The sequence below is a fragment of the Pseudomonas sp. GW821-FHT01C01 genome (assembly GCF_059422645.1).
Genome location: NZ_JBWKXF010000014.1, coordinates 64,528 through 84,099, shown reverse-complemented (window position 1 = coordinate 84,099; position 19,572 = coordinate 64,528). Strand labels below are relative to the sequence as shown.

The window sequence follows — 19,572 nt, the reverse complement described above, 5'->3', positions numbered from 1 at the left end:
TCACTTCAAGAAAGACAATATTCAGAGGACAGACAAATGACCGATAACTCCGGTTTTGAAACGATATCCAACCGTGAGCAAGGCTTGCGGCGTCAACTGACGTCGGGACAGATGAGCATGATTGCCATTGGCGGTGCGATTGGCACCGGGCTGTTCATGGGCAGCGCCTACGCCATCGGCTATGCCGGGCCGAGCGTGCTGCTCAGCTACGCCATTGGCGCGATCATCACCCTGTTGTTGATGGGCTGCCTGGCGGAAATGACCGTGGCCCATTCGACCTCGGGTTCGTTCGGTGCTTATGCCGAATTCTATGTCAGCCCGCTGGCCGGGTTCCTGGTGCGCTATGCCTACTGGGCGGCGATCGTGCTGGCGGTCGGTACGGAAGTAACGGCGGTGGCGATGTACATGAAGTACTGGTTCGCCAACGTGCCGGAATGGATCTGGATCGTCTCGTTCTCCAGTGTGCTGATCGTGCTCAACGCCATCAGCGTGAAGACCTTCGGCACCTTCGAGTACTGGTTCTCGACCATCAAGATCGGCGCGATTGTCGGCTTCATCATTCTTGCGGTGTATGTGGTATTCGGCTCCGGCAACCCGGAATACGGCGTGCATAACTACACCTCCCACGGCGGCTTTTTTCCCAATGGCTTGCAAGGGATGTGGGTCGCGGTGATCGTGTCGATCTTCAGCTACCTGAGCGTGGAGATGATCGCGGTCGCCGCCGGAGAGGCGAAGGATCCGGAGCAAGCGGTGAAGAAGGCCTTTCGCGCGACCATCGTGCGCCTGGTGGTGTTCTACCTGTTGACCCTCGCGCTGATGCTGGCGATTGTACCGTGGGTCCAGGCCGGTCAAGCCCAGAGCCCGTTTGTCACGGTCATGCAGTCGATCGGTATTCCCGGCGCGACCGGTGTGATGAATTTCGTGATTCTGATTGCGGCGTTGTCGGCGATGAACAGTCAGTTGTACATCACCACGCGCATGATGTTCAGCCTGTCCCGTGGTGGTTATGCGCCGAAGTCCATGGGCGTGTTGAGCAAGAGCGGGATTCCGCTGAACGCACTGCTGCTGTCGAGCTCGGGTATCGCCCTGGCGACCTTGCTCAACATCCTGTATCCGGAAAGCTCGTTCACCTTGATGATGGCAATCTCCATGTTCGGCGCCATTTTCACCTGGTTCATGATTTTCCTGACGCACTACTGCTTCCGTCGTTATCACCAGCGCAACGGTGAACGCAAACTGTCGTTCCGCATGCGGCTGTTCCCCTACTCGACCCTGTTGGGGCTGGTGTTGATGGGCGCGGTGATGATCACCACCTACTTCACCGACGCCTTCAAGATGACCCTGGTCTTCGGTGTGCCTTTCCTGGTGGTACTCACGGTGATCTACGGCATCTTTTTCAGAAAACCCAAGACTGCCGAAGCCTTGCGTCCGTTGCCCAAGGTCTAGTCTGGAAGCAACACGGCGGGGCGACAGTCTTCAAAGGCTGTCGCCCTGCAATGCCTCGAACAGGGCTCTGGCATAACCGGGCAGGTTATCGAATGAACGAGCACAGAGCAGCAGTTTGCGCTGCGCCCAGTCTTCCTCCAGCGCGACACTTTTCAACGGCTCATCGAGCGACCCGCGCTGGATCGCCGCCAACGGCACAATCGCCAATCCGGCGCCGTGTGCGACCATGCGCATCACCCCGTCGAAGCCGTCGGCGCGGATGCGGATCTGCATCCGTGTACCGGTGTGCAGCGCCTGTTCCTCCAGGTACACGGCGAGGGCGCTGTTGGCGTTCAGGCCGACGTAATCGTGACGCAATGTGTCGGTGAAACTCACTGAGGTCGCCTGTGCCAAGGGATGTTCGCGGGGCATGATCAGCACCAGCGGATCGTCGCGGAACGGGCGGGTCTGCAAGTCATCGGTGTCCACCGCGTCGGAAACGATGCCGAGGTCCGCCGCACCCTGGCGCAAGGCGTGGGTGATACGGGCGCTGGGCAGTTCCTGCAGGTCGATGTCGAGGTTGGGATGGCTGTGCAGGAAGTCCGCGAGCAGCTCTGGCAGGTACTCGGTGATCGCCGTGGTATTGCACAGCAGGCGCACCTGACCTTTGACGCCCTTGGCGTATTCGGCCAGTTCCTGTTGCAGGCGTTCGGCTTGTTGCAGCAGCACCCGGGCGTGTCGGGCCAGGGCATTGCCGGCCGGCGTCGGGCTGACTCCGCGACGATTGCGCTGAAGAAACTCGACGCCCAAAGATGCCTCCATGGCGCGAATCCGTGCGCTGGCCGCCGCGAGTGACAGATGACTGCGTGCTGCGCCGGCGGTGATGTTGCCGGTGTCGAGGATGTTCAGGTACAGGCGCAGGTCGGTCAGGTCGAAGTGCATTGCCGCAACCTCTGGATGTGTGTTGTCTGGAAGGGCGCCTTCGCGGGCAAGCCCGCTCCCACAATGGACCGAGTTGTCCCGACTGCACGCGATAAAATGTAGAGCGGGCTTGCCCGCGAAGAGGCCAGTCGCCTCAGTGAAATACTCAGCCTCTTGTATTGCGAGAGCCAGCCTCAGTATATGGCAGATTTTCAATCAACCCCGGCGGGCTCACCATAGCCCCATGAACACACTCTCCGCGTTTTATCAGAATCTCGGGTTGGCCCTTTCCCTGTTGGTGATCGGCACCTTTGTGCTGGCCGGCATGATCAAGGGCGTGATCGGCCTCGGCTTGCCGACTGTTGCCATGGGACTGCTCGGTGTGGCTATGGCGCCGTCGCAGGCTGCGGCGCTGTTGATCATTCCGGCGACCCTGACCAACGTCTGGCAGCTGGCGTTCGGCGGGCATCTGTCGGGGCTGGTCAAACGGTTGTGGCCGATGTTGCTGGCGATTTTCATCGGCACCGGAGCAGGCACGCTGTGGATCGGCATGAGCGGTGGCCTTTGGGTGGTGCGGGGGCTGGGTGCGGCATTGTTGCTGTATGCGCTGAGCGGTTTGTTCCTGCCGACGCTGCGCGTGGGGCGGCGCAGCGAACGCTGGCTCGGTCCATTGTGTGGTGTGCTGACCGGCGTCATCACTTCGGCTACAGGCGTATTCGTGATTCCAGCGGTGCCCTATCTGCAAGCGCTGGGCTTGAGAAAGGATGAGCTAGTGCAGGCGCTGGGCCTGTCGTTCACCGTCTCGACCCTGGCCCTGGCCGGTGGATTGCTATGGCGCGGCGCTCTTGGAGGGGGCGAATTGAGCGCGTCGCTGCTGGCGCTGATCCCGGCAATGCTCGGCATGTGGCTGGGGCAATCGCTGCGCCAGCGGATCAGCGCCGTGTTGTTCAAGCGCGTGTTCTTCATTGGCCTTGGTTTGCTCGGCGGCCATTTGCTGATCAGCGGCTAGCGGACGACGGGCTGATCATGTCGATGGCGCGGATCTCGAAGTCCCGTTCCAGATACTCATCGCGCTGGTCAAGGAACTGTTTCATGTGCGGCAGGTTCGAGTGCACATCGAGGTGGGCCTGGGACTGCCAGATCTCAAAGAAGATGAACAGGGTCGGGTCCTGTTTGTCGCGCAACATGTGGTATTCGATGCAACCGGGTTCGGCTCGGCTCGCTTCCACGTAGCCGCTGAAAAACGCTTCGAAGGCGTCGGATTTTTCCGGGCGGGTCTTGGCGTGCAGGATGAAGCCCTGGATTTCACTCATCTACATTTCTCCTCAGGTCAGAACTGGCACCAGTCTAAGGCAACAATCGGCTATTGATTCGTGCTTGTGGGTCAAATGATTTTTGCCCAATCGACGCTTATTCCGCGTGAGGCCAGTCGGTACTCTGCCGCCATCCGATTCCCGACCTCCCCGAGACCTCCCATGAAAAAAGTCCTGTTGCTCAATGGCGGCAAAAAATTTGCGCACTCCGACGGCCGCTACAACACCACCCTGCATGAGACCGCATTAAGTGTGCTGGATCGTGGCAGTGTGGATGTCAGAACCACTTTCATCGACGAGGGCTACGACATCGCCGAAGAAGTGGCCAAGTTCCTCTGGGCCGACGTGATCATTTACCAGATGCCCGGCTGGTGGATGGGCGCACCGTGGACCGTGAAGAAGTACATCGACGAAGTCTTCACCGAAGGTCATGGCAGCCTCTATGCCAGCGACGGTCGCACCCGTTCGGACGCGTCGCAGAAGTACGGCAGCGGCGGCCTGATTCACGGCAAGCAATACATGCTGTCGCTGACCTGGAACGCCCCGCAGCAAGCCTTCGACGACCCGACCGATTTCTTCGAAGCCAAAGGTGTGGACGCGGTGTATTTCCCGTTCCACAAGGCCAACGAGTTCCTTGGCATGACCGGTTTGCCGACGTTCCTCTGTGTGGACGTGATGAAACGCCCGAACATCGAAGCTGATGTAGCGCGCTATGAGCAGCATTTGACTGAGGTGTTTGGTCTGAAGGCGTAACTGTCAGTTACTATCGAAAGCCGGAGTCTGTGTGTAGGGCTTTTGTGGCGAGGGAGCTTGCTCCCGCTGGTGCGCGCGGTGCTTCAGGTAAATCGTGTTTGTCCGTTTTACGACGGCTTCGCCGCCGAGCGGGAGCAAGCTCCCTCGCCACAATGGTTACTCTTGACTCAGAAGAACCGGTCGGGACTATCGATAAGGGACACACGTGAAAGCCAGATCCGATGAATTGCAGATTTTCGTCTGCGTGATTGAATGCGGGTCGATTTCTGCGGCGGCCGAGCAGGTCGGGCAAACGCCTTCGGCGGTCAGCCGTACGCTGTCGCGGCTGGAGGCCAAGCTCGACACGACGCTGATCAATCGCACCACGCGACGCATGGACCTGACCGAGGAGGGCAAGTACTTCTTCGAGCACGCCAAGCGAATTCTCGATCAGATGGACGAGCTCGAAGAGCGCCTGTCCTCACGCCAGCAAACGCCGTCCGGGCGTCTGCGGATCAATGCTGCATCACCTTTCATGCTGCACGCCATCGTGCCCTACATCGATGAATTCCGTCGGCTCTACCCGGACATCCAGCTCGAACTCAATAGCAACGACTTGATCATCGACTTGCTGGAGCAGAGCACCGACATCGCCATCCGCATTGGCACCCTGACCGATTCGACATTGCATGCCCGCTCCCTGGGATGCAGCCCGTTGCACATCGTCGCCAGCCCGGCGTACCTGGAAAAGTACGGCACACCGCAAGCCGTGGCGGACCTGGCCAGCCATACGCTGCTGGGGTTCACCCAGAACGAAGGCCTCAACCAATGGCCGCTGCGTTATGTGCATGGCGATCGCTGGCCGATCCAGGCGTCGATCAGCGCCTCTAGCGGCGAGACCATCCGCCATCTGGCACTGGACGGCCAGGGCATTGCCAGCCTGTCGCATTTCATGACCATTGAAGACATTCGTGCCGGACGCTTGAAAGTGTTGTTGGCCGAATTCAACAGCGGCTATCGCCAGCCGATCAATGCGGTGTACTACCGCAACTCGCAACTGGCCCTGCGGATTCAATGCTTCCTGGACTTTATCCAGGGTAAGTTGGCGGATTATGCGGACGCGAATTTCAAGGGCTGATTCGTGATTCCTGCGTCAGGTTGAGTGGATTCGCGATGAGAGGGTTTGAGTTAGCTTTAGACCGCGTCATCGTTCTTCGCGAGCAAGCCCGCTCCCACATTCGATCGCATTCCTTCTGACGGAGCGCGATCGAATGTGGGAGCGGGCTTGCTCGCGAAGACATTTTCGATGACACAGATGATGGCCGGTCGGCCCCCGATTCCGTAACATCCGCACACTCTTTTCTCGTCTCTCCCTGTGTGCGATCCCTCCATGAAAGCAAAACGTCTACGCGCCGATGTCCTGGCCGGACTTACCACGTCCTTCGCCCTGTTGCCCGAGTGCATCGCTTTCGCGCTGGTGGCCCATCTCAATCCACTGATGGGGCTTTATGGCGCGTTCATCATTTGCACGCTGACCGCGCTGTTCGGCGGGCGACCAGGCATGGTGTCCGGTGCGGCCGGCTCGATGGCCGTGGTGATTGTCGCGCTGGTGGTGCAACACGGTGTGCAGTATCTGCTGGCCACGGTGTTGCTGGGCGGGCTGATCATGATCGCGTTCGGGCTGCTCAAGCTCGGCAAACTGGTGCGCATGGTGCCGCACCCGGTGATGCTCGGCTTCGTCAACGGCCTGGCGATCATCATTGCGCTGGCGCAAATGGAGCACTTCAAGAGCGGTGAAGCCTGGCTGAGCGGTACACCGCTGTACATGATGCTTGGCCTGGTCGCGGTGACCATGGCCGTTGTCTATGTACTGCCGCGCCTGACCCGCACCGTGCCGCCGGCGCTGGTGGCGATTCTCGGCGTGGGCCTGGCGGTGTATCTGCTTGGCCTGCCAACCCGCACCCTGGGCGACATGGCGCACATTGCCGGAGGCTTGCCGACGCTGGCGCTGCCGGACATCGCGTGGAATCTGGACACCCTGCGCATCATCGCGCCCTACGCGATCCTGATGGCGCTGGTCGGGTTGCTGGAAACCCTTTTGACCCTGAACCTCACCGACGAAATCACCGAGAGCCGTGGCTACCCGGATCGCGAGTGCGTGGCGCTGGGGGCGGCGAATGTGGTGTCCGGTGTGTTCGGCGGCATGGGTGGGTGCGCGATGATCGGCCAGACCGTGATCAACCTCAGTTCCGGTGGGCGCGGGCGCTTGTCCGGGGAGGTGGCCGGGGTGTCGATATTGCTGTTCATTCTGTTTCTGTCGCCGCTGATCGAGCGGATTCCGCTGGCCGCGCTGGTCGGTGTGATGTTCGTGGTGTCGCAACAGACCTTCGCCTGGGCCTCGTTGCGGGTGCTGAACAAGGTGCCGCTCAACGACGTGCTGGTGATCATTGCGGTGACGGTGATTACCGTGTTCACCGATCTGGCCACCGCGGTGCTCTGCGGCATCATCATTGCGGCGCTGAACTTTGCCTGGCAGCAGGCCCGTCAGCTGTATGCCGACAGTCACCTGGAAAACGACGGCAGCAAGTTGTACCGGGTGCATGGCACGCTGTTTTTCGCCTCGACCACCCCCTTTCTCAATCAGTTCGATCCGGCCAACGACCCGGCGCAAGTCACCCTGGATTGCCGTCACCTGAGTTTTGTCGACTACTCGGCCATCGCCGCGCTGGGCACCTTGCGCGAGCGCTACGCCAAGGCCGGCAAGCACCTGCGGGTGCTGCACTTGTCCGAGCGTTGCAGGAAATTGCTCAAGCGTGCCCGGATGCAGCACGACTGAAATCAAACAGCGCAGGCGCGATGAAAATCCGCCTGCCTGATTTTCATTACTCGCGACAAGTCATACCTCTGCACGACACGCCTTACCTCTGCACGAAAATTACTTTCACCTCGTTTGAAAATCACCTGTCGAAATGTTTTAAGAGTTTCACAAATATTTCGACGTGACCCTCTCGAGGAGTACCGCATGACCCCGTCCTTCGGCTATTGGCTGCTGGTGTATGCCGCCGTTGCCATCATCGCGCTGATCGTTCTGATCGCCCGTTACCGGCTCAATCCGTTCATTGTCATCACCCTGATTTCCCTTGGTCTGGCGCTGGTCGCCGGCATGCCGCCGTCCGGTGTGGTGGGGGCGTACGAGGCGGGCGTCGGCAAGACCCTGGGGCACATCGCACTGGTAGTGGCGCTGGGCACCATGCTCGGCAAGATGATGGCCGAGTCCGGTGGCGCCGAGCAGATGGCCCGCACGCTGATCGACCGCTTTGGCGAGAAGAACGCGCATTGGGCGATGGTGTGCATCGCGTTTCTGGTCGGGCTGCCGCTGTTCTTCGAGGTCGGTTTCGTCCTGTTGGTGCCGATTGCTTTTACCGTGGCGCGGCGCGTGGGTGTGTCGATCCTGATGGTCGGCTTGCCGATGGTCGCGGGGCTCTCGGTGGTGCATGCACTGGTGCCGCCGCATCCGGCGGCGATGCTGGCGGTGCAGGTGTATCAAGCATCGGTGGGGCAAACGTTGCTGTACGCGATCCTGATCGGCATTCCGACGGCGATCATCGCCGGTCCCCTGTACGCCAAGTTCATCGTGCCGCGCATTCAATTGCCGGCGGAAAACCCGCTGGAACGCCAGTTCCTCGAGCGTGAACCGCGCGACAGCCTGCCGGGTTTCGGCATCACCATGGCGACCATCCTGTTGCCGGTGGTGCTGATGCTGATCGGCGGCTGGGCCAATCTGATTTCCACGCCGGGCAGTGGTTTCAACCAGTTCCTGCTGTTCATCGGTAACTCGGTGATCGCGCTGTTGCTGGCCACATTGCTAAGCTTCTGGACCCTTGGCCTGGCCCAGGGCTTCAACCGCGAATCGATCCTCAAGTTCACCAACGAATGCCTGGCGCCGACCGCGAGCATCACCTTGCTGGTGGGCGCCGGTGGTGGCTTGAACCGGATTCTGGTGGACGCCGGCGTCACCGACCAGATCGTTGGCCTGGCCCACGAGTTCCACCTGTCGCCGCTGTTGATGGGCTGGCTGTTCGCAGCGCTGATGCGCATCGCCACCGGTTCTGCCACTGTGGCCATGACCACTGCTTCAGGTGTGGTCGCACCAGTGGCCATTGGTCTGGGTTATCCCCATCCGGAGCTGCTGGTGCTGGCGACGGGCGCCGGGTCGGTTATCTTTTCCCACGTTAATGACGGCGGTTTCTGGTTGATCAAGGAATACTTCAACATGACCGTTGCCCAAACTTTCAAGACCTGGACCGTGCTCGAGACGTTGATCTCGGTCGTCGCCTTCGGACTGACCGTTGGCCTTTCTTATCTGATTTAGCCGGAGCCACCCGCATGGACATCCTCTACCAGATCCGCGCCCGTCAGGATTCCTTCAGTGCCGGTGAAGGACGCATCGCCCGCCTGATGCTCGACGACGTAGGATTTGCCGCCTCCGCCAGCCTCGATGAACTGGCGCTGCGGGCAGAGGTCAGCAGCGCCACGCTGTCACGTTTCGCCCGCACGGTCGGCTGCCGGGATTTGCGTGACTTGCGTTTGCAACTGGCCCAGGCCAGCGGCGTTGGCAGCCGATTTCTCGACCCGGCGGGCACGCCCGAGCAGTCGGCGTTCTACGGGCAAATCGTCGGCGACATCGAATCGACCTTGCGCCAGCACCTGGCGGCATTCGATGAGTCGCGTTTCGCCGATGCGGTGAAACTGCTGGGCAAGGCGCGGATGATTCACGCTTTCGGCATGGGCGGCTGCTCGACCCTGTGCAGCGATGAACTGCAAGTGCGCCTGGTGCGTCTCGGCTATCCGATTGCGGCGTGCCACGATGCGGTGATGATGCGTGTCACCGCCGCCAGCCTCAGTGCCGAACACGTAGTGATTGTCTGCTCGCTGACCGGGATCACCCCGGAACTGATTGAAACGGTGGAGCTGGCGCGCAACTATGGCGCACGCATTCTGGCCATCACTCGCGGCGATTCGCCGCTGGCGCAACTGGCCGACATCGTCCTGCCCCTGCAAAGCGCCGAAACCTCGTTCATCTATAAACCCACGGCGGCGCGCTACGGCATGCTGCTGGCCATCGATGTGCTCGCCACCGAGCTGGCCCTGGCCAATCCTGAAGACAATCAAGAACGTCTGCGGCGGATCAAACTCGCCCTCGACGAATACCGCGGCGGCGACGACCACTTGCCGCTGGGAGACTGACATGCAGTACGACACGCTGATTCGCAATGCTCTGATCATCGATGGCAGTAACAGCCCCGGTTACCCCGCCGACGTGGCGATTCTGAACGGTCGCATCGAGCGCATCGGCGACTTGAGCGATGCCCACGCCAACGAAGAAGTCGACGCGCTGGGCCATGTGCTGGCGCCGGGTTTCATCGACGTGCACACCCATGACGACACCGTGGTCATTCGCCAACCGCAGATGCTGCCCAAGCTCAGCCAGGGAGTGACCACGGTGATCGTCGGCAACTGCGGGATCAGTGCATCGCCGGTGAGTCTGCGCGGCGATCCGCCGGACCCGATGAACCTGCTCGGCACGGCCGCTGCGTTCGTTTATCCGACATTCAGCGACTACCGCGCGGCGGTCGAAGCGGCGAACACTACGCTGAACGTCGCGGCGCTGGTGGGCCACACGGCATTGCGCAGCAATCATCTGGACGACCTGTTCCGCACCGCCACGGCGGATGAAATCGCCGCGATGCGCGAGCAACTGCGCGAGAGTCTTGAGGCCGGTGCGCTGGGCCTGTCCACTGGGCTTGCCTATGCCAACGCCTTCTCGGCATCGACCGATGAAGTGATGCAGCTGACCGAAGAGTTGACGGCGTTTGGTGCGGTCTACACCACCCATTTGCGCAGCGAATTCGAACCGGTGCTGGAGGCCATGGACGAGGCGTTCCGGATCGGTCGTCATGCGCAAAGCCCGGTGATCATTTCCCACCTCAAATGCGCCGGCGCCGGTAATTGGGGACGTAGTCCGCAGCTGTTGGCGTCCCTCGAAGAGGCGGCGAAGACCCACCCGGTGGGTTGCGACTGTTATCCCTATGCCGCGAGCTCATCGACCCTGGACCTCAAGCAGGTGACCGATGCCCACCGCATCACTATTACCTGGTCCACCCCGCATCCGCAGATGGGCGGTCGCGACCTGACGGACGTCGCTGCCGAATGGAATGTGCCATTGCTGGAGGCCGCCCGCCGACTGCAACCGGCCGGTGCGGTGTACTACGGAATGGATGAGGCGGATGTGCGCAGAATCCTCGCGCATCCGCTGTCGATGGTCGGCTCCGACGGTTTGCCGGAGGACCCGTTTCCGCACCCACGCTTGTGGGGCGCATTCCCCCGGGTGCTCGGACATTTCAGCCGTGACGTAGGACTGTTCCCGCTGCACACCGCCGTGCACAAAATGACCGGACTGTCGGCGGCACGCTTCGGTTTGAAGGACCGCGGTGAAATACGCGAAGGCCATTGGGCGGACCTGGTGTTGTTCGATCCGGCGACCATCCGTGATGTTGCCGATTTCAACGATCCGCAGCGGGCGGCGCAAGGCATCGAGGGCGTATGGGTCAACGGTGTGTTGAGTTACCGCGATGGCCAGGCCAACGGGCGCAGGGAAGGGCGGTTCCTGGCCCGGAAAGGGGATTTGCGCACAGGGTTTCAGTGACGTTTCGATGATTGCGTCACAATGATGGCACTTTGAGACTAAAGTATGGCGCTTCCGCGCCGAAGGACTGATATCAAGTCCGACTATCATTGCTGTTCGGTTACGTATTTTGTAGGAGCGAGCTTGCTCGCGATGGACAAAAGAGCGCAGCGTTTACCCAGTAGACACGCGTCATCATTAACGACTATCGCGAGCAAGCTCGCTCCTACAGGTCTTTCACAGTCTGGGAGCAACCCGATGAGCTTCGGCAAAACCACTCCGATCCTGCGCATTTTCGACGAAGCCAAGGCAGTGGAGTTTTACGTTGATTTCCTCGGTTTCAAGATCGACTGGCAACATCGTTTCGAGCCCGGCTTCCCCCTGTACCTGCAAGTCTCGCGAGGTGAGTGCGTGCTGCACCTGTCCGAACACCATGGCGACAGCACGCCGGGTTCTGCGCTGCGGATCGAGACGGATGAGCTGGAAAAGTTTCAACAGCAGCTGTTGGCCAAGGAGTACAGGTTTTCCCATCCACAAATTCAGGCCATGCCATGGGGCAGCCAGGACATGACCATTGCTGATCCGTTCGGCAATCGGTTGGTGTTTACCAATGCGATTTGTGTCTGAGGTTTAGCCAGCCATTGATTGATTCCCACGCACTGCGTGGGAACTGGCCTTGGCCATATCCAGGCTGATGCCACCCACCTGCAACGCCATCCAGTATTCCGCCTGCGCTCCCTCTAAAGTTCGACGCCACCCAAGCTTCACCAGCAATCATCATTAACAATTGCGTGGGGGCTCAAGGGTAGTCGGAGGGCCGTTGAAGCTCATACAGTTATTCCCTTGAGGTTATATTCCGCGGGTGGCATATTTGTATGAAGTGGGACGTTGAATACACGGATGAATTTGGCGATTGGTGGGGCGATTTGAATGAAAAGGAGCAGGCTTGCGTATCGGCGAGTGTCGACTTGTTGGAGCTCTTTGGACCAGGTTTGGGATTTCCCCATAGCAGCGATATCAAAGGCTCGCGACATGGCAATCTCCGAGAGCTGCGGGTGCAGCATGGTGGTCGCCCTTACCGCGTGTTGTACGCATTTGATCCACGACGATGCGCATTATTGCTGATAGGTGGCGATAAAACCGGTCAGGATCGTTGGTATGAGCATCATGTCCCCATGGCCGAAAAACTGTATGACGAACACTTGGAAACACTGCGTATAGAGGGCCGCAATGATGGCTAAAAAATTCGCTGAGCTTCAAGCACGCATGTCGCCTGAATCACGTGCCGATGCAGAGCAGTTGCTCCAGCAACACCTGAAAGAAATGCCTCTGCATGAGCTTCGCAAAGCCCAGGAACTGAGCCAGGAAACCTTGGCCAAGGCCTTGCACGTCAACCAGGCAGCAATCTCGAAAATGGAACGACGCACGGACATGTACATCAGCACATTGCGCAATTACATCCGCGCAATGGGTGGCGAGTTGGAAATCATCGCCACCTTTCCTGAAGGACAGGTAAAAATCGAAAACTTCGCCAAATAAGCAGTCCGACTGCCTGAAATGAGAGAAGCCCTTTTTTCAAAGGGCTTCGTGTCAACGTCGCTGACGTGTTCGGCCTAGACCCTGAAATGACTCACCATCATCTGTAATTGATTGCCCAACCGCGCCAGTTCAACACTGGACGCCGCCGTTTCATCGCTGGCAGCGGCGGTCTGTTCGGACACGTCGCGCACATTGATGATGCTGCGACTGATCTCTTCGGCCACGGCGCTTTGCTGTTCGGCAGCGGCGGCGATTTGCTGGTTCATCGACTGGATGTTGGACACCGTGCGGGTGATGTTCTCCAGTGACTCGCCGGCCTTGCGGGTCAGGGCTACGCTGCTGTCGGTGAGGACGCGGCTGTTGTTCATTACCGCCGACACTTGTTGCGTGCCGTTCTGCAGGCCGGCCACCAGGCCTTCGATTTCCTCGGTGGATTTCTGTGTGCGCTGGGCCAGGCCACGAACCTCGTCGGCCACCACGGCAAAACCACGACCGGCTTCACCGGCACGGGCCGCTTCAATGGCGGCATTGAGCGCCAGCAGGTTGGTCTGCTCGGCCACGGCCTTGATCACGTCCATGACGCTGCCGATCTTGTCGCTTTCCTGTTGCAGCACGCTCATGGCTTCGGTGGAGCGCACCACTTCGCTGGCCAGACGCTCGATCTGGGCGATGGCTTCGTTGACCACTTTGTCACCCTCACGGGCTTCACCGTCCGCCGCGGCAGCGGCTTGCGAGGCTTCTTCAGCGTTGCGCGCGACTTCCTGCACGGTGGCGGTCATCTCGTGCATGGCGGTCGCGACCTGATCGGTCTCGACTTTCTGGCTGTTGACCCCGGCGCTGGTCTGTTCGGTCACGGCTGACAACTCTTCAGCGGCGCTGGCGATCTGGGTCACGCCGTCGCGGATGCCGCTGATCAAGTCGCGCAAGGTCACGCCCATGCGCGCGATGCCTTGCTGCAACACGCCGAGTTCGTCGCGGCGGGTAACCAGGACGTTTTGGGACAGGTCACCACTGGCGATGCGATCGACCACCGCGAGGGTTTCACGCAATGGGCGGGTGATCTGGCGGGTGATGACCACGGCGGCAATGATGCCCACCAGCAACGCCAGCAACGTACTGATCAGTTGCAGAGTGCGTGCCCGGGCGCTTTCGGCGTCACGGCGGTCGAGTTGGATCTGGTACATCTGATCGCTCTGGGACACGATGGCGGTGCCCTGGTCGGTCATTTCCTTGCGCGCTTGCACCGCGTCATTGCTGGCGGCCTTGTAGGCCTGCAAGGCGCTGCGGTAGTTGCCCAGCGCAGTTTCCAGCCGACGCAGGGCATCTTGCTGGGTATCGGCGAACTGCGTGTTCAACGGTTTCAGGCTGGCGATGGCAGCGTCCAGTTGGTCGACGGCTTTTTGCTCGGTTTCGGCGTTGGTGCTGGCGGTGTAGCCGCGTACTTCGTAGCGGGCCAGCAGGAACGCTTCCTTGGCTGCGGTAATGGCCTGGAACTGATCGAAGCGCTGGTCGCTCAGCGGCATTTGCTGCACGCGGGCGTTGATGTCATTGATCAGCGTGTTGGCGGTTTCGGCGCTGGCGCTCATGGCATCACGGGCGCTGTTGCCGGTGCGATAGGCGTTGCGCATCTTGCCGAGGGACGTCTTGTAGGCATCGATGACGGCGCCCTGCTCCCTGAGTAGCTTGAGGTTTTCCGGGCTCTTGAACTTCGCCAGCAGGGCTTGCTGCTGGGCCGAGAAAGCGTCGAGGGTGGTCTGCACGGTCTGTGCGGCGGCTTCGTCGCCGTTGGTCAGCATGTACTGCAGGCGAACCACGCGCAGCTTGGTCAGGCCGCCATTGAGCTGGGTGATGTCGCTCATCCAGTTACTGCGGTCGATCAACCCGCCCAGGCTGGTCCAGCCGGTCAGGGCGAGGACGCAGGTCAGTGCCAGGACCAGGCCAAATCCCAGGCCCAGTTTCAGGTTCACGCTGATGTTGCCAAACCAGCTATTCATCAAATTCCTCCAGGAACGTAGTGCTTCTTTGTTGTCGGTTGGCTGGAAGATTGTTTTTTTTGGGGGCCGCCAAGCTGTGTAAGCAGGATGTATCGGCCGCAATCCCGGGAGCTGAAAGGATTTTGCCCAACGGATTCTGTAACAAGGTTTTTACAGCGCTTTTAAGCTTTTTTTCACATGCGTTTCACCAGTCACCGACGCACGTTTCTCTAACCTCCCACGATCTAATGGGGTGGTGTTTGCCGGCGAGGCGGCTTGATGTGGAATTAAGACTGAGTCTTTTCGGGATAAAACGCTCGATCGATCTGAACCGCTTTGCCCGCTATCGCAACGCTGCGGTGGTGTTGGCCTCGGCGCTGCTGGTTATCCCGCTGACCGTGTTTTTGCTGCGTCCCGCCACCGCGCCGGACCTGGCTCACGGCAATGTGGCCGGCGCACAGGCGCTGATGACGGGATGGGCCAAGGGCGACGTGATCGTGCTGGTGCGCCACGTCGAGCGCTGCGACCATTCCTCTGCGCCTTGTCTGGTTGGTAACGATGGCATTACCGAGCGCTCTCGCAGTGTTGCCGAGAGCCTTGGGGCTCAGTTCAAACACCTGGGCCTGGACAAGGCCGATATCTACAACAGCCCGATCCTGCGCACGGCGCAGACCGCCAACTTCATGTTCAACAAGGTTGGCACGGGCGAAGACTGGCTGATCATTTGCAAGGGCACCATGCTGCGCGACGCGTTGGCGCACAAGGTTGCCGGTCGTAACTTGATTCTGGTGACCCACAGCGAATGCATGGAACAACTGGAAACAGACCTCAAGTTACCGCCTTCGACGCTGGGTTATGGCGCTTCACTGTTTATTTCCGCCGAAACCCCGCAAACTCCGCGCATGCTTGGTTTCATCGATGCTTCTGACTGGAGCTCGGTGAGTACTCATTGAGTTTTTCCCTCTTCCTTTTGAATCAGGACTCACAATGCTGACCGCTTCTCGCTACCGCTTTTACTGGGTGAATTTCGGTATTCCGCTGGCCTGTGCGGTCGTGGTGTTCCTGATGTTCGACATGACCAAAATCGACATCGCGTTCAACAACTATTTTTTTGATCCGGTGACGCAGACGTACCCGCTGGACCATGTTCATCTGTTCGAAAAAATCACCCATAAATGGGCGCGGATCATTCCGAACTGGACGGGCGAGATTGCGATTATCGGTGCCTTGTTGTCATTTCTCTGGCCGCGCCTGAAGGCCGAAAAGCATTCGAAAATCATCGCCTTCCTGGAAAAAATCAAAGTCGCACCGGTGCTGCGCTTTGCCACCCGGCACCGTCGCGATTTTCTCTACGTGGTGTTCGCGTTCTCCATCAGCACCGGGGTGATTCACTACCTCAAGGGCCACACCAGCGTGTACTGCCCGATCGAAACCACCCAGTACGGCGGCAAAAAGGAGCACGTCGAGTGGTACGAGAATTTCGACCTGCTGAAAGTTGCCGGTCCGGGGCGCTGCTGGCCGGGCGGACACGCGTCGGGCGGGTTCACCATGCTGGCGTTGTACTTCGTGGCACGTCGCTACCGCTGGCGCTATTCGAAAGCGATCATGTACGGCTCGCTGGCCCTCGGTTTCATCTATGGCACCACGCGGGTACTGCAAGGCTGGCACTACATGTCCCACACCTTATGGGCCGGGATCTTTGTGTGGCTGGCGTGTTTGCTGACGGCGCTGGCGTTTTACGGGCGAGCGAGGCTGGAAATGCCGGTGCTCAAGAGCAGGGAAAAAACGGTGTTGTCGACTGAGCCTCAGTCTGTGAATTGAGCTGACGATTGAACAGCAAAACCCGCACCCCGAAAGGGCTGCGGGTTTTTTGTTGTCCGGGATTCCGTGAAGAACCAAAAAAGCAGGCCGAGAAAAAGTATGCGGAACGATTTCTTAACAAAATGTGAACAAACACTGTGATCCATTGGGGGTGTAGATCGCTCTTCATTTCGCCACCCTGCCTGGCTTTTCGAGCCCTGTGAGCCCCTGATTGAAACGCACAATTTCCCCCTCGATTTCTGCAAAACGTTCGGTGCGTGGAAGAGTCGTGCTTTGCTCCAGCGTCGCCGTCGTTGTTCTGTTATTCGTCGGTGGTTATTGGTTGTTCACGCCACCATCGCCCTATGTTCCGCTGAGTGGCCTGGACCCTGCATCGGTGTCGATGATCGCAGTGGGTGACCAGGGCAGTGGTGACTTGCAACAGTGGCGGGTGGGGCAAGCCATGGAGCGGGTTGCGTCTAAAGAGGGGCGCCTGGACATGGTGGTATTCCTGGGCGACAACTTCTACGGCAAGCCATTGACCAGTACCCACGATTTCCATTGGGAAACCCGATTCGAGCGTGTCTATTGGGGGCACTGGCTCGGCCATGTGCCATTTTACGCGGTGCTGGGTAACCACGATTACCCGGTGTCGCAAAAATACGAGATTGAGTACGGCCAACAGCACAAGGGTTCGGGTCGCTGGCAGATGCCGGCGAATTTCTACGTCAGGGACTTCGGTAACGTCGACGGGCGGCCATTGGTGCGGATGGTGTTCCTCGACACCTCGGCGCCACGTGAACGTTTGCAGCAGCAAATCGACTTTATCGATCAGGCGTTCCAGGCACCCGGACCGGCTCCAATATGGCGAATAGCCGCGTCCCATCACCCGCTGCGCAATCAAGGCGAGCATGGCGAGGAGTCGGATCTGGTCACCCGGCTCTTGCCTGTGCTGGAACGCAACCACGTCGATATGCTTTTGTCAGGTCATGATCACAACCAGCAATTGCTGTTACGTGCAGGTGAACCCGCGTGGGTCATTTCCGGGGCGGGTGGCCAGAGGCTGAGTGCTCTGAGCGCGCCAACACCGGATAGCGCGTTTACTGCTTCGCGGGCTGGTTTTGCCAAACTCGACCTGAGTGCCACTCAATTGCGGCTGGGTTATTACAACGACCGAGGCGACCTGGAATCCGGCTATCGCTGGGCCAGAGACTGCCAGTGGATGGCCAAAGGCTGTTTGCTGCCCGAGCAATCGCAAGGGAGCGTCGCGCAGTTGGCACAGTGATGGACGGTGTCGACCGGATACAACCAGCGATGGCCGTCAGGCAAATTCGCAGGCAAAAAAAAGGTTCATCACGCATTCGCGGGAAACTGTAGGAGCCAGCTTGCTGGCGATGGACTCAAGTGCGCCGCGTTTATCCAGTTCACCCGCGTTATCGTTAACGACCATCGCCAGCAGGCTGGCTCCTACAAGGGGGCGTGCCCACGCTCAAACGAGTGGAAGCCCCAAAAAAAAAGCCCGCGGGAGGGCGGGCAAACCGTAGTTTCTTGAATGAGCAAGGGCAATGTACAGGCAGGAGCGCAACCGTGGGGTGAAGAAAACTTCATCTCGATCAACGCCCCGTACCAGAGCTTGCGACACAGCTACGGCAAATGATCCGCGGCAAAGTCGGCTTCCGACCGCGCACGCAATCGACCCTTGCGACAGGCTTGCTGGAATTGCTCGAAATCACGCTCGTTCTGCTCGGTATAGCCTTGGGCATATTTATAAAACGCGTCGGCCAGTGCGTCGCTCTTGCCGATGTAGCCGCTGATCACCGCCGCGAGCCCGGAAGACTTGGCATGGGCGCGAGCCAGGGCCCGGCCACAGAGCCGGCCATAGGCCGCGAATGCGTCGCCGTCGAAGGTCTCGAGTTCGGCGGAGATTTTCATATCGCGCAACTGGCGGACATAGAAATGTCGCCCGCTGGGACCGGTGGTCCAGCCGAGGAACAAGTCGCTGGCCGATTGCATCAACCGCTGACCGTCGACCACCCGCTGCCCTTCATGCCGCACCCGTGACTTGGCCTTCACGTAGCCCGCGAGCACCGAACGCCGTGCTTCCTTGAATTGCAGGAACAGCGGGAACTCCTGATCGTCGGTCAACAGCGCCACCAGACAACGGGTACCGACACTGCCGACGCCTACCACTTTGAACGCCATGTCCTGAACATGAAACCGCGACACCAGATCGCGGCGGTCCGCTTGCAGGGTGCCGCGATAGTCGCGCATGAAGGTGTCGTAGAGCGGGCGCCAGTCTGAGAGGCGCAACCAGTCATCATCGGCGTCCAGCAGCGTAGTGTTTTTGTGCAGGTGGAAAATTTCCGGCAGGTCATCGCGAATAATCAAACGACCATGGGCGTCGCGTTCGCTGATTTTTGGCAGCAATTCGGCATGGGTGCGACGTTCGGCTTTGGCAATGGCGCGTTCCACATGTTCCAGGGTGCTTTTGTTGGCCTGCGCCAGCAGTTCGTCATAGCTGATGGATTCGTACCAGGTTTCCAGCGCACTCTGTTCGGCGCACTCCAGCATGGTCTGCTGATAGGCTTGCACCACTTCGTGGCAGATCGTTTCCTCAACGGATTCCCCATGGCGCAAGTCGCGGGCGGCCACCAGGAAACTCGCCACCAGGCGTTTCAAGTCCCACTCCCACGGTCCGGGATGGGCTTCGTCGAAGTCGTTGACGCTGAACAGCAGGTTGCGTTCAGGCGTTGCGAAACCACCGAAATTCATCAGGTGGCAATCACCACAAATCGGCGAAACCAGTCCCATGTTCGAAGTGCCCGCCAGGTCGTGGGCCTGCAACAGTGCGTTGCCGCGATAAAAGGTGAAGGGCGACACCAACATGCGCCCGTAGCGCAACTCCACCAGCGATTTTATGCGCCCTTCACTCGACGCCTTGATCAGCGGAATTGGGTCACGGTCGACCTTTCCCAGGGTTGCCTGTGAACTGCGCGGGCAGTTCTTGCGCGCATCCTTGCCTTGTTTCAAGCGGGCTGTAAGGGTGGTCATGAGGGCCTATTCGACAGGTGTTGTAGGGCATATGCGGATTGAGTGTAGAAGGGCTTTGCGGGGGCATCCCAAGTGTTTGCGCAGCGGCTAGTCTCTCTCACAGGCATCGGCACGATGTCATTGACCGGAAACA

General features: G+C 59.6%; 19 protein-coding genes and 1 pseudogene. 14 read left to right on the top strand and 6 right to left on the bottom strand.

Annotation, left to right across the window (positions count from 1 at the left end; all coding sequences use genetic code 11):
• Positions 1-36 precede the first annotated feature (36 nt).
• The gene (locus AC07XF_RS12080; protein WP_495026664.1) at positions 37-1,446 is read left to right on the top strand and encodes an amino acid permease; all 1,410 of its coding nucleotides are present in this window, start codon (positions 37-39) and stop codon (positions 1,444-1,446) included.
• A 30-nt stretch (positions 1,447-1,476) separates the two neighbouring features.
• On the opposite strand, the gene AC07XF_RS12075 is transcribed toward AC07XF_RS12080, so the two are convergent.
• A complete protein-coding gene (locus tag AC07XF_RS12075; RefSeq protein ID WP_495026663.1) occupies positions 1,477-2,367 on the bottom strand; it encodes a LysR family transcriptional regulator in 891 nt (296 codons plus the stop codon).
• Between the two features lie 223 nt (positions 2,368-2,590).
• On the opposite strand from AC07XF_RS12075, the gene AC07XF_RS12070 reads away from it, so the two are divergent.
• Positions 2,591-3,355: a sulfite exporter TauE/SafE family protein gene (locus AC07XF_RS12070; protein WP_495026662.1), complete on the top strand. Its 765-nt coding sequence runs from the start codon at positions 2,591-2,593 to the stop codon at positions 3,353-3,355.
• Here the strand turns inward: AC07XF_RS12070 and AC07XF_RS12065 are convergent.
• The gene (locus AC07XF_RS12065) at positions 3,345-3,659 is read right to left on the bottom strand and encodes a putative quinol monooxygenase (RefSeq protein ID WP_495026661.1); all 315 of its coding nucleotides are present in this window, start codon (positions 3,657-3,659) and stop codon (positions 3,345-3,347) included. The two genes, AC07XF_RS12070 and AC07XF_RS12065, sit on opposite strands and share 11 nt — an antisense overlap.
• Before the next feature lie 162 nt (positions 3,660-3,821).
• Here AC07XF_RS12065 and mdaB point away from each other — a divergent pair, with 162 nt between their 5' ends.
• The 9 genes from mdaB (at position 3,822) to AC07XF_RS12020 (ending at position 12,615) form a co-directional block, all read left to right on the top strand.
• The gene (mdaB, locus tag AC07XF_RS12060; protein ID WP_495026660.1) at positions 3,822-4,412 is read left to right on the top strand and encodes an NADPH:quinone oxidoreductase MdaB; all 591 of its coding nucleotides are present in this window, start codon (positions 3,822-3,824) and stop codon (positions 4,410-4,412) included.
• A gap of 205 nt (positions 4,413-4,617) precedes the next feature.
• Positions 4,618-5,529 (top strand): LysR family transcriptional regulator, encoded by a 912-nt coding sequence (locus tag AC07XF_RS12055; RefSeq protein ID WP_495026659.1) that lies wholly within the window; start codon positions 4,618-4,620, stop codon positions 5,527-5,529.
• A 252-nt stretch (positions 5,530-5,781) separates the two neighbouring features.
• Positions 5,782-7,227 carry a SulP family inorganic anion transporter gene (locus AC07XF_RS12050; protein WP_495026658.1) on the top strand — a complete coding sequence of 482 codons (1,446 nt, stop codon included), beginning with the start codon at positions 5,782-5,784 and terminating at the stop codon, positions 7,225-7,227.
• 186 nt (positions 7,228-7,413) lie between these two features.
• The gene (locus tag AC07XF_RS12045; protein WP_111280693.1) at positions 7,414-8,763 is read left to right on the top strand and encodes a GntP family permease; all 1,350 of its coding nucleotides are present in this window, start codon (positions 7,414-7,416) and stop codon (positions 8,761-8,763) included.
• A 14-nt stretch (positions 8,764-8,777) separates the two neighbouring features.
• Positions 8,778-9,638 (top strand): MurR/RpiR family transcriptional regulator, encoded by an 861-nt coding sequence (locus AC07XF_RS12040; protein WP_495026657.1) that lies wholly within the window; start codon positions 8,778-8,780, stop codon positions 9,636-9,638.
• A 1-nt stretch (position 9,639) separates the two neighbouring features.
• Positions 9,640-11,097 carry an N-acyl-D-amino-acid deacylase family protein gene (locus AC07XF_RS12035; protein WP_495026656.1) on the top strand — a complete coding sequence of 486 codons (1,458 nt, stop codon included), beginning with the start codon at positions 9,640-9,642 and terminating at the stop codon, positions 11,095-11,097.
• 237 nt (positions 11,098-11,334) lie between these two features.
• A complete protein-coding gene (locus AC07XF_RS12030; protein WP_495026655.1) occupies positions 11,335-11,703 on the top strand; it encodes a glyoxalase superfamily protein in 369 nt (122 codons plus the stop codon).
• Positions 11,704-11,951: 248 nt separating this feature from the next.
• Positions 11,952-12,317, top strand: coding sequence for a type II toxin-antitoxin system RelE/ParE family toxin (locus AC07XF_RS12025; RefSeq protein WP_495026654.1), 366 nt, complete (start codon positions 11,952-11,954; stop codon positions 12,315-12,317).
• Positions 12,310-12,615, top strand: a complete 306-nt coding sequence (locus tag AC07XF_RS12020) for a helix-turn-helix domain-containing protein (RefSeq protein ID WP_057396604.1) — start codon at positions 12,310-12,312, stop codon at positions 12,613-12,615. Before AC07XF_RS12025 ends, AC07XF_RS12020 begins: the two co-directional genes overlap by 8 nt.
• 74 nt (positions 12,616-12,689) lie before the next feature.
• On the opposite strand, the gene AC07XF_RS12015 is transcribed toward AC07XF_RS12020, so the two are convergent.
• Together AC07XF_RS12015 and AC07XF_RS12010 are read right to left on the bottom strand one after the other, a co-directional pair.
• The gene (locus AC07XF_RS12015; RefSeq protein WP_405046330.1) at positions 12,690-13,553 is read right to left on the bottom strand and encodes a methyl-accepting chemotaxis protein; all 864 of its coding nucleotides are present in this window, start codon (positions 13,551-13,553) and stop codon (positions 12,690-12,692) included.
• Positions 13,548-14,609: pseudogene (locus AC07XF_RS12010) on the bottom strand (methyl-accepting chemotaxis protein); the annotation flags it as partial. The gene AC07XF_RS12015 and the pseudogene AC07XF_RS12010, both read right to left, overlap by 6 nt.
• 260 nt (positions 14,610-14,869) lie before the next feature.
• Between AC07XF_RS12010 and pmrG the strand changes: the two are divergent.
• The 3 genes from pmrG to AC07XF_RS11995 all read left to right on the top strand — a co-directional run bounded on the left by pmrG (position 14,870) and on the right by AC07XF_RS11995 (position 17,673).
• Positions 14,870-15,541: a lipopolysaccharide core heptose(II)-phosphate phosphatase PmrG gene (gene pmrG, locus AC07XF_RS12005; protein ID WP_495026653.1), complete on the top strand. Its 672-nt coding sequence runs from the start codon at positions 14,870-14,872 to the stop codon at positions 15,539-15,541.
• A 34-nt stretch (positions 15,542-15,575) separates the two neighbouring features.
• Complete coding sequence (locus tag AC07XF_RS12000; RefSeq protein ID WP_495026652.1) at positions 15,576-16,409, top strand: phosphatase PAP2 family protein; 834 nt, start codon at positions 15,576-15,578, stop codon at positions 16,407-16,409.
• Between the two features lie 268 nt (positions 16,410-16,677).
• Positions 16,678-17,673 (top strand): metallophosphoesterase, encoded by a 996-nt coding sequence (locus AC07XF_RS11995; RefSeq protein WP_495026651.1) that lies wholly within the window; start codon positions 16,678-16,680, stop codon positions 17,671-17,673.
• Between the two features lie 36 nt (positions 17,674-17,709).
• On the opposite strand, the gene AC07XF_RS11990 is transcribed toward AC07XF_RS11995, so the two are convergent.
• Both AC07XF_RS11990 and AC07XF_RS11985 read right to left on the bottom strand, forming a co-directional pair.
• A complete protein-coding gene (locus tag AC07XF_RS11990; protein ID WP_495026650.1) occupies positions 17,710-17,838 on the bottom strand; it encodes a hypothetical protein in 129 nt (42 codons plus the stop codon).
• 194 nt (positions 17,839-18,032) lie between these two features.
• On the bottom strand, positions 18,033-19,439 hold the full coding sequence (locus tag AC07XF_RS11985; protein ID WP_495026649.1) for a DUF2252 domain-containing protein: 1,407 nt from the start codon (positions 19,437-19,439) through the stop codon (positions 18,033-18,035).
• Between the last annotated feature and the right edge of the window lie 133 nt (positions 19,440-19,572).

What these genes read in the sequence shown, in the direction of transcription:
- AC07XF_RS12080 (WP_495026664.1), top strand. Translation starts at nt 37, where the DNA reads ATGACCGATAACTCCGGTTTTGAAACGATATCCAACCGTGAGCAAGGC.
- AC07XF_RS12075 (WP_495026663.1), bottom strand. Translation starts at nt 2,367, where the DNA reads ATGCACTTCGACCTGACCGACCTGCGCCTGTACCTGAACATCCTCGAC.
- AC07XF_RS12070 (WP_495026662.1), top strand. Translation starts at nt 2,591, where the DNA reads ATGAACACACTCTCCGCGTTTTATCAGAATCTCGGGTTGGCCCTTTCC.
- AC07XF_RS12065 (WP_495026661.1), bottom strand. Translation starts at nt 3,659, where the DNA reads ATGAGTGAAATCCAGGGCTTCATCCTGCACGCCAAGACCCGCCCGGAA.
- mdaB (WP_495026660.1), top strand. Translation starts at nt 3,822, where the DNA reads ATGAAAAAAGTCCTGTTGCTCAATGGCGGCAAAAAATTTGCGCACTCC.
- AC07XF_RS12050 (WP_495026658.1), top strand. Translation starts at nt 5,782, where the DNA reads ATGAAAGCAAAACGTCTACGCGCCGATGTCCTGGCCGGACTTACCACG.
- AC07XF_RS12045 (WP_111280693.1), top strand. Translation starts at nt 7,414, where the DNA reads ATGACCCCGTCCTTCGGCTATTGGCTGCTGGTGTATGCCGCCGTTGCC.
- AC07XF_RS12040 (WP_495026657.1), top strand. Translation starts at nt 8,778, where the DNA reads ATGGACATCCTCTACCAGATCCGCGCCCGTCAGGATTCCTTCAGTGCC.
- AC07XF_RS12035 (WP_495026656.1), top strand. Translation starts at nt 9,640, where the DNA reads ATGCAGTACGACACGCTGATTCGCAATGCTCTGATCATCGATGGCAGT.
- AC07XF_RS12030 (WP_495026655.1), top strand. Translation starts at nt 11,335, where the DNA reads ATGAGCTTCGGCAAAACCACTCCGATCCTGCGCATTTTCGACGAAGCC.
- AC07XF_RS12025 (WP_495026654.1), top strand. Translation starts at nt 11,952, where the DNA reads ATGAAGTGGGACGTTGAATACACGGATGAATTTGGCGATTGGTGGGGC.
- AC07XF_RS12020 (WP_057396604.1), top strand. Translation starts at nt 12,310, where the DNA reads ATGGCTAAAAAATTCGCTGAGCTTCAAGCACGCATGTCGCCTGAATCA.
- AC07XF_RS12015 (WP_405046330.1), bottom strand. Translation starts at nt 13,553, where the DNA reads ATGGGCGTGACCTTGCGCGACTTGATCAGCGGCATCCGCGACGGCGTG.
- AC07XF_RS12000 (WP_495026652.1), top strand. Translation starts at nt 15,576, where the DNA reads ATGCTGACCGCTTCTCGCTACCGCTTTTACTGGGTGAATTTCGGTATT.
- AC07XF_RS11990 (WP_495026650.1), bottom strand. Translation starts at nt 17,838, where the DNA reads ATGGTCGTTAACGATAACGCGGGTGAACTGGATAAACGCGGCGCACTT.
- AC07XF_RS11985 (WP_495026649.1), bottom strand. Translation starts at nt 19,439, where the DNA reads ATGACCACCCTTACAGCCCGCTTGAAACAAGGCAAGGATGCGCGCAAG.